This is a genomic window from Desulfurellaceae bacterium (assembly GCA_021296095.1).
Lineage (GTDB): Bacteria > Desulfobacterota > Binatia > Bin18 > Bin18 > JAAXHF01.
This window is the reverse complement of record JAGWBB010000097.1, coordinates 20,342-28,574: the sequence shown is the minus strand read 5'-3', so window position 1 is coordinate 28,574 and position 8,233 is coordinate 20,342. Positions and strand designations below refer to the sequence as shown.

Below are 8,233 nucleotides of genomic sequence, written 5' to 3'. Positions count from 1 at the left end.
GCCGGGCTGGAGCAACGGATGCGAACCGAGGATCCGGCGGCGGTGATCGGCCAGGCTGGGGTGAGCGCCGAGTGTGCCACCTGTGAGGCTGCGGTTGACCTCTTTCTGAGCATCTACGGCGCCCAGGCCGGGAATTTGGCCCTGACCGTCATGAGTCTTGGCGGCGTGTATGTCGCCGGCGGGATGATTCCCAAACTGTTGCCCAGAGTCGGTCACGGCGCGTTCATGCGGGCCTTTGTGGACAAGGGCCGCTTTGCCGCGCTGATGGCCGACATCCCGGTCCGGATTGTCCTCAACCCCAAGGCGGCTCAGGTCGGCGCCGCCCAGGCCGCATTACGGCTTGGAAAAGATGATCGTGATGCCCTTTGATCTCTTTTGTTATCGCGATCACTTTTTTCAGTGACGCGGCCTGATGCGATCTTCAATGGCCGCAAACACCTCGTCCGCACACTCCTCGACATCCCGGTCCACGGTCCGCATATGCAGGGCCGGCTTGTCCGGTGCTTCGTAGGGTGAGGAAATGCCGGTAAACTCGCCAATCTCCCCGGCCCGGGCCTTGCGGTACAGCCCTTTCACGTCTCGCTGCTCACACACCTCGAGCGGCGTATCGACATACACCTCAAAAAAACGCTCCGACCCTATCGTCTCCTGAGCCCGGCGACGGTCGTCGCGGAAGGGAGAAATCACCGGCACCAGCACAATCAGCCCGGCCCGATTAAACAGGCCGGCGACCTCGCCAATCCGTCGGATATTCTCGGTCCGATCCTCGGCCGAAAAGCCCAGATCGCTGTTGAGGCCGGACCGCAGGGTGTCGCCGTCCAGGCAGAACACGTGGAAGCCGGCCTCGTGCAGGCGCTTCTCCAGAGCGTGGGCGATTGAGGACTTGCCCGAGCCGGACAGGCCCGTCAGCCACACCGTGAGCGCCGTCTGAGCCAGGGCCGTTTCCCGCTCGGCGCCCGATACCAGGCTCGTCTCGGGTCGGACATCCGGACTGCGGCTGAGCCCGGTTTGGAGGCGGTCGATAATCATGCCCGCCCCGACCGTATTATTGCTCAGGCGGTCAATGATAATGAAGGCGCCGGTCGCCCGGTTTTTGCGGTACGGATCAAAGGCGACCCGTTTTTCAAGCTCAAACGCGCAGCGCCCGATTTCGTTCAGCCCCAGCTGCTCGGCCGTCTCGCGGTGCAGGGTATTGATATCCATGCGGTAGCGGACCTCGCGAATCATGCCGGGCGTTTGCAGCGTGGCGTGTTTAATCAGGTAGTGTTTGCCCGGCTGCAGCGGCTCTTCGGCCATCCACACCACCATGGCCTCGAAGCTGTGCGCCTCCAGCGGCCGGTTATTCGGGTGGACCAGGAGATCGCCCCGGCTGATATCGATTTCGTCCTCCAGGGTCAGGGTCACGGCCAGCGGTGAGCTGGCCTCGTCGAGTTCGCCCTCGAAGGTGAGGATGGATCTGATCCGGCTCGTTTTATGCGACGGCAGGACCATGACTTCGTCGCCCGGCCGCACGATCCCGGCCGCAATCGTGCCGCAATAGCCGCGAAAATTCGCGTCCGGGCGGTTGACGTACTGGACCGGCAGTCGAAAGTCGATCAGATTCAGGTCTGAGGCAATATGCACGTGTTCCAGCAGATACATCAGGGGTGCGCCCTGATACCACGGCATGGCCTCGCTTTTGGTGACCACATTATCGCCCCGCAGGGCGGACAGGGGCAGAAAGCGGATATCGCCCAGTTCCAGCCGGGCGGCAAAGGCCGCGTAGTCGGCCACGATGGCGTCGAACACCTCCTGGCTATAGCCGACCAAGTCCATCTTATTGACCGCCACAATGATGTGCTTGATGCCGAGCAGCGCGGCGATGAAACTGTGGCGGCGGGTCTGGGTCAGCACGCCGTGGCGTGCATCAATCAGAATAATGGCCAGGTCGCAGGTCGAGGCCCCGGTCGCCATATTGCGTGTGTACTGCTCGTGGCCGGGTGTGTCGGCGATAATGAATTTCCGTCGGGCAGTCGAAAAATAGCGGTAGGCAACGTCAATGGTGATGCCCTGCTCGCGCTCGGCCTTGAGCCCGTCGGTCAACAGCGCGGGGTCAAATTCCGAATCGGTCGTCCCGTAGCGCTGCGAGTCTTTTTTAATCGCGTCGAGCTGATCTTCATAGATCAGCTTGGAGTCGTACAGCAGGCGGCCGATCAGGGTGCTCTTGCCGTCATCCACGCTGCCGCAGGTCAGGAAGCGCAGCATGTCTTTGCGTTCGTGTTGGGCCAGATAGGCCTCGATATCGGTGGCGATCAGATCGGATTGGTGCGACATGGTCGGCGGCTTCCAGACTAGAAATAGCCCTCTTTTTTCTTCTCTTCCATCGAACCCGCCTGGTCGAAGTCGATAATCCGGCCCTGGCGCTCCGAGTGCTTGGTCAGCAGCATCTCTTGAATGATCAGCGGCAGGGTGTCGGCCTGCGATTCAACCGCACCGGTCAGCGGATAGCAGCCCAGAGTGCGGAAGCGGACCATCTTCAACTGGGGGTTTTCCCCCGGCCGCAGCGGCATCCGCTCGTCGTCAACCATGATCCACACCCCGTCCCGGTCCACGACCGGCCGCTCCTTGGCATAGTACAGCGGGACAATCGGGATGTTCTCGAGGTAGACGTACTGCCACACGTCGAGCTCGGTCCAGTTTGACAGGGGAAAGACTCGGATGCTTTCGCCCTTGTCAACGGTGGCGTTATAGATGTTCCACAGCTCGGGTCGCTGGTTTTTGGGGTCCCAGCGGTGCCTGCGGTCCCGAAACGAATAGACCCGCTCTTTGGCCCGCGACTTTTCTTCATCGCGGCGGGCGCCGCCAAAGGCAGCGTCAAAACGGTAGTGGTCAAGCGCCTGCTTGAGCGCCTCGGTCTTCATGATATCGGTGTGTTTTTTCGAGCCGTGGGTGAACGGATTGATCCCGGCTCGGCGGCCCTCTTCGTTGATGTAGACGATCAACTCCAAGCCCAACTCTTGCCGCACGTAGGATTCGCGGAAGGCGATCATGTCGCGGAACTTCCAGGTCGTGTCGACGTGCAGAAGCGGAAATGGGGGCTTGGCCGGATAAAAGGCCTTGCGGGCCAGGTGGAGCATGACGGCCGAGTCCTTGCCGATCGAGTACAGCATGACCGGGTTCTCAAACTCGGCGACCACTTCCCGGATGATATGGATGCTCTCCGCCTCAAGCGTCCGCAAATGGGTCAGACTCCGAGCCTGTGTGTCCTCTGTTTGCATCGTGCCTATTGTCCCATGGCTGGGGGGAGATGCGCAATCAGCCATCCCTGCCGCCTGCCCGGCCGCACACCCCGCAGTCGGGATCTTGCTCGACCGGCCGGTCGCTGAATTGGAGCTGCGGAAACTGACACCTAAACACCCGGCTGGGTGAAGAGGGACCGAGGCCGATTACGCATTTCAGGGCCTCGGTGGCCTGGAAAGCGCCCCAAAACAGGTCGGCCAGCCGCCCAAAGGCTGTTTCCTCATGCCCCGGGGTGGTTCGTTTTTGCTCGGCTGGCAGGCACGCCCAGCAGGCCTGGTCTGGACCGCCCCGACACACGAACAGGTGGCGGTATGAGGTCTGGCCCCAGCTGCAACACACGGGCTGGCCGAGCCTGCCGCAATGGTCCACCAGCGGACCGGGCTCGGAGACCACCAAGTCGTAGGCGGCGATCAGCCCCGCCGCCGACCCGTCCATGCCATGCCGCACGACGCGACAGTCCGGGTTCAAACGCCCAAGCGTAGCCACGACCGGGTCACCCGGTTCATCCAAGGTGGACGATGCTCTCTTCTTGTTGATGAGGTGGTCATCATCGTCCATCTTGCCGGCCAAGGCCGAAAAGACCGCCGGTCGCTCGCGGCTACGGAGCCCAATGGTGCCGACTCCGGCAGCGGCCAGGTAGAGCAGAGTCGTGGTCTGGAGGACACCGCCGTTGACCAGCACTCTGGCCCGTAGCAGGGTTTCTTGGCCTTTGCCGCCGAGCTGGGGCAGGATGATTTGGCGGCTGTAGCGTTCGATTTGGGCTTCGGACAGCATGGGAACAGGGGACTATAGCCGGGAGCGGGCCGACGCAGAGGCTGTGGCAGCGGGTATGATCAGAGCAGGGATCCTTCGAGCAGCGTCTGCATGCCCTCTACGGCAGACCGGTGAGGCCGGTCCGCTCTTCACGGTGGTTGTGTGGCTCAGGCTGAACCACATTTTCCGCCGGCGATTGCCGGGACGATGGAGACCTCGTCTCCATCTTTGAGGACGGTTTCAAGATTGTCTGAAAAACGGATATCGTCGCCGTTCACAAAGATATTCACAAAGCGGCGAATATTCCCCTGCTCGTCACAGATACGCTCTTTGATTCCCGGATGGTTGTGTTCGATATCGTTGACCAGGGCCGAGATCGTTGCGCCCTCTGCGCTGACTTCTTCGGCGCCACCGGTGAAACGACGAAGGGGGGTTGGTATCCGCACCTGGACACTCATACCAGACACCTCCTGCAAGCAAGATTTCCCTACTGTGACGGTTTTCGATGATGAATGCAATTCCGTCGCGCGAACTTTTCCTCCGGCCTGACCGACGGCCTGGGGTCAAAAGCTCAACGGTCACCAAGTGGCGATCAGCGTCCGCCTGTCTGGTACAGCCTATCGAATTCGGCCAGGCGGGCGTTGATGGTCTGCGGCTCGGCCGACCGGCCGACGACCGCCTCAATTGTCTTGTAGCCGTTGCCGGTAATACAGATCACTATTGATTCGTTGCGCGGAATACGCCCCTGCTCAATCAGCTTTTTGGTCACCGCCACGGTCGTGCCGCCGGCCGGCTCGGTAAAAATGCCCTCGGTGCGGGCCAGCAGCTGAATCCCGGCCACGATTTCCTCGTCCGTCGCCGCTTCGCCCCAGCCGCCCGATTCGCGGATCGCCTGCAAGACGTAATAGCCGTCAGCCGGGTTGCCGATGGCGATCGACTTGGCGATCGTGTTGGGCTTGACCGGATCGATCTGGTCGGTGCCCTTGTGCAGGGCCGTGACCACCGGCGCGCTCCCCGCAGCCTGGGCGGTGTAAATCCTGGGCCTTGGCCCGTCTTCGATCAGCCCGACGGTCTGGAGTTCCTCAAACGCCTGGGCCACCTTGGGTAGAATCGTACCGCCGGCGGTTGGCACGACAACGTGCTGGGGCAGACGCCAGCCAAGCTGTTCCGCAATTTCAAAGCCGTAGGTTTTGGCGCCTTCGGTGTAATACGGCCGGATGTTGATGTTCACGAACGCCCAGCCGTACTTATCGGCAATCTCGCTGCACAGCCGGTTGACATCGTCGTAGTTGCCGTGGATGGCAATTGCCCGTGGACCATAGATCGTTGAACCTATGACCTTGCCCTGTTCCAGGTCGGCCGGGATAAAAATCCAGCAGCGCAGCCCGGCCCGAGCCGCGTGGGCCGAGACCGCGTTGGCCAGATTGCCGGTTGAGGCGCACGACACCGTCTCAAAGCCAAACTCCAGGGCTTGGGACATGGCGACCGAGACCACCCGGTCTTTGTACGAAAACGTCGGATGATTGACCGAATCATCCTTGACATACAGCTCATCCACGCCGAGCACGGCGGCCAGCCGGTCGGCTTTGACCAGCGGGGTACAGCCGCTGTAGAGGCCGATTGTCGGTGGCCGGCTGAGCGGCAGCAGTTCGTGGTAGCGCCACAGTGAGGACGGTCGCGCGGCAATGGTCTGACGCGACAGGCTGCGACGGATGAGGCCATAGTCATACTGGACTTCGAGCGGCCCAAAACACAGCTCGCACACATGGACGGGGGCGACAGGATAGTCCTGGCCGCACTCACGACAGCGTAAACCGGTAACAGTGTTCATACGTATCCTTGGCAAAATCGGACGAACGCTGCTGAGCGCTCCATGAAGCGCTCAGCGTTCACCTTTGCAGGACATGCCTCATCCGACCTGGCACAGTCCGTCTTCTTCGTAGCGTTCGGGTCGCAGGCTGGTGATGCTGGGCTGGGAGCCGCACACCGGGCAGCGCGGATTGGGTTTCAGCCGAACCTCGCGCCAGCGCGGAAGCTGGGCATCGTAGGTCAGCAGGCGGTCGGTCAGTAGCTGTGGATCGCCGCTTAGATATTTGACCGCCTCGGTCGCCTGAATCAGGCCCAGGCTGCCGGCTGCACTGCCCAGCACACCGGCCTCCTGGCAGCTCGGAATCTCGTCCGGAGACGGCGGCACGGGAAAGAGGCACCGCAGGCAGGTGGTTTTTCTCGGCAGCACGGTCAGGGTTTGGCCCTGAAACTGGACAATCCCGGCGTATGAGAACGGCTTGCCGAGCAGAACCGCGGCGTCATTGATCATAAATTTCGTGGCCGTCCCGTCGGTGGCGTCAATCACGAAGTCGTAGTCCCGGAAAACCGCGCTCAGGTTGTGCGGGCTGAGCCGCTCGGGATAGGCCGTGACCCGGCTGGCCGGCCGCAGGCGGGACAGCTTGTGCCGGGCCGATTCGACCTTGGCCTGTCCCAGGTCGGGTGTTGTGTGCAGGATCTGACGTTGCAGGTTCGACACATCAACCAGGTCTGGGTCAATCAGGCCGATTGTGCCAACCCCGGCCAGGGCCAGGGCCAGGGCCGCCGGACAGCCCAGCCCGCCGACCCCGACGACAAGCACCGACCCGGCACGGATTGCTGATGTCTGGCATGCGGAGCGGTCAGCGCCGGTATCCGTCAGAGTGGTATCCATTCCGGCATCCACTCCCGTATCCTCAACATCGGATCCAGCTCTTCCTCGTAGTCTTCCTCCTCTTCCTGCGTGTCGGTCGGCCCGGAAGCCCAGGGCAGGAAGCGGCGTATGCCCCGCGCCGGTTTTTCTTCCTCAAGCCCGGCCAAACGGCGTTCTTCGGCCTCTTTCATGTATTTTTCGCGGGCTTCTTCAATCAGCTGCAATTCCTTGCGCCGGTCTTCCAGGGCTTCAGCCCGAATTTTGGCCTCGTCTTTGCGCAGTTCGGTGACCAGCAGCAGCAGCGGATCGAGGCTGGGCTCGGGCAGACCGGCCAGGCTTCCGTTGGCGGCGCCGGGCGAAACGGCTTCTTGCCCATCTTCCGGCAGGGCGACTTCTTCGGCCACAGAGCCAATGTGTTCCAGCTGCCTGATTTGCTCGGCAGAGGGGGGGGTGCTGGCCCGAAAAGTGTGGGCTTTGCCCGCCAGAGCGGCCAGTTCCGACTCCCCTTCCCGGGTCAGGACTTCTTCGAGCTCGGCCAGGGCATTGGTGCTGGCCTCGGTTTCAGGATACTGCTCGACCAGCGACCGCAGGCGAACCCTGGCAGCAAACAAATGCCCGATCTTCCGATACTGATCGCTGATGCCGAGGATGCTCGCCGCCAGCGATTCGCGGCACTCGCGGCTCTTTTCCTCGGCCAGGATGCCGAAGCTGCTGTCGGGATAGCGCTCCAGTACAATCTGGAAGTGGTCGTAGGCATTTTGGGTCACGGCCTGATCCCGGTCGGGCGAGCGCATCTGTTCCAGGTAGGACATGCCCCGATAGTATTCGACGAACGGCAGGTGGGGGCTGGTCGGGTAGGCGCGCTCAAAGTCGCTGAAGGCGGCGATCCCGTCGCTGTACTCCTCGTCGAGATAGTAGGCGTAGGCGATTTTGAGCTGGGATTCCTCGGCATACGGGTTGAGCGGGTACTGGTCGAGCAGATCGCGAAAGTTGTCCGTGGCGATATTATAGTCCTCGTCCTGGTAGGCTTTTTCTGCCGTATCGAAATACTCTTTGGCCGACGGGCGTTTGACCACCGCCGAACAACCCGCCAGACAGACGAGGGCACACACCCATACCGACACTCGAATAGCCCTACGCATAACCCTGTTATGCTAGAGGATTTTTCGGGGGCTTGTCAACGGACCTGAGCCCGCGGCGTGAGGTCGGCGGGCAGCCGCCCGGTTGACAGCCCGGAAATAGACCCTCTAAGATGCCCGAATTCCTTGTGGACACGGATAAAGGCAGGGGGACTATGAAACGCGTCGTCATTACTGGGTTGGGTTTGGTCACGCCGCTCGGTACGGGGGTTGAGAAAAACTGGATCGGGCTGCTCGAAGGCCGCTCCGGTATCGGTCCGATCTCCCGCTTCGACGTCTCCGACTTTCCCACCCGGATTGGTGGAGAGGTCAAGGATTTCGTGCCTGAGGAGTTCATCGAGAAACGGGAAATCAAGAAGATGGACCCCTTTATCCAGTACGCCTA

General features: G+C 61.7%; 9 protein-coding genes. 2 read left to right on the top strand and 7 right to left on the bottom strand.

From position 1 onward, the window contains the following. Positions 1 to 369, top strand: a 369-nt coding sequence (locus tag J4F42_18700) for a glucokinase (protein MCE2487549.1), incomplete at its 5' end; no start/stop codon positions are given. Positions 370 to 396: 27 nt separating this feature from the next. On the opposite strand, the gene cysN is transcribed toward J4F42_18700, so the two are convergent. The 7 genes from cysN to bamD form a co-directional block, all read right to left on the bottom strand. Continuing rightward, complete coding sequence (gene cysN, locus J4F42_18695) at positions 397 to 2,313, bottom strand: sulfate adenylyltransferase subunit CysN (protein MCE2487548.1); 1,917 nt, start codon at positions 2,311 to 2,313, stop codon at positions 397 to 399. 17 nt (positions 2,314 to 2,330) lie between these two features. Further along, positions 2,331 to 3,257, bottom strand: coding sequence for a sulfate adenylyltransferase subunit CysD (gene cysD, locus J4F42_18690; protein ID MCE2487547.1), 927 nt, complete (start codon positions 3,255 to 3,257; stop codon positions 2,331 to 2,333). A 37-nt stretch (positions 3,258 to 3,294) separates the two neighbouring features. Beyond that, positions 3,295 to 4,053, bottom strand: a complete 759-nt coding sequence (locus tag J4F42_18685) for a hypothetical protein (protein MCE2487546.1) — start codon at positions 4,051 to 4,053, stop codon at positions 3,295 to 3,297. Between the two features lie 146 nt (positions 4,054 to 4,199). Beyond that, positions 4,200 to 4,490, bottom strand: coding sequence for a MoaD/ThiS family protein (locus J4F42_18680; GenBank protein MCE2487545.1), 291 nt, complete (start codon positions 4,488 to 4,490; stop codon positions 4,200 to 4,202). A gap of 134 nt (positions 4,491 to 4,624) precedes the next feature. Beyond that, positions 4,625 to 5,863, bottom strand: a complete 1,239-nt coding sequence (locus J4F42_18675; GenBank protein ID MCE2487544.1) for a threonine synthase — start codon at positions 5,861 to 5,863, stop codon at positions 4,625 to 4,627. Positions 5,864 to 5,941: 78 nt separating this feature from the next. Further along, positions 5,942 to 6,730 carry a HesA/MoeB/ThiF family protein gene (locus tag J4F42_18670; protein ID MCE2487543.1) on the bottom strand — a complete coding sequence of 263 codons (789 nt, stop codon included), beginning with the start codon at positions 6,728 to 6,730 and terminating at the stop codon, positions 5,942 to 5,944. Beyond that, positions 6,715 to 7,851, bottom strand: a complete 1,137-nt coding sequence (gene bamD / locus J4F42_18665; GenBank protein ID MCE2487542.1) for an outer membrane protein assembly factor BamD — start codon at positions 7,849 to 7,851, stop codon at positions 6,715 to 6,717. Before bamD ends, J4F42_18670 begins: the two co-directional genes overlap by 16 nt. Positions 7,852 to 8,003: 152 nt before the next feature. Here bamD and J4F42_18660 point away from each other — a divergent pair. After that, positions 8,004 to 8,233: beta-ketoacyl-[acyl-carrier-protein] synthase II (locus J4F42_18660; GenBank protein ID MCE2487541.1), on the top strand; the 230-nt coding region annotated here is incomplete at its 3' end.

Bases quoted from the DNA above. Each gene is read 5' to 3' on its own strand.
- cysN (MCE2487548.1), bottom strand. From the start codon at position 2,313: ATGTCGCACCAATCCGATCTGATCGCCACCGATATCGAGGCCTATCTG.
- cysD (MCE2487547.1), bottom strand. From the start codon at position 3,257: ATGCAAACAGAGGACACACAGGCTCGGAGTCTGACCCATTTGCGGACG.
- J4F42_18685 (MCE2487546.1), bottom strand. From the start codon at position 4,053: ATGCTGTCCGAAGCCCAAATCGAACGCTACAGCCGCCAAATCATCCTG.
- J4F42_18680 (MCE2487545.1), bottom strand. From the start codon at position 4,490: ATGAGTGTCCAGGTGCGGATACCAACCCCCCTTCGTCGTTTCACCGGT.
- J4F42_18675 (MCE2487544.1), bottom strand. From the start codon at position 5,863: ATGAACACTGTTACCGGTTTACGCTGTCGTGAGTGCGGCCAGGACTAT.
- J4F42_18670 (MCE2487543.1), bottom strand. From the start codon at position 6,730: ATGGATACCACTCTGACGGATACCGGCGCTGACCGCTCCGCATGCCAG.
- bamD (MCE2487542.1), bottom strand. From the start codon at position 7,851: ATGCGTAGGGCTATTCGAGTGTCGGTATGGGTGTGTGCCCTCGTCTGT.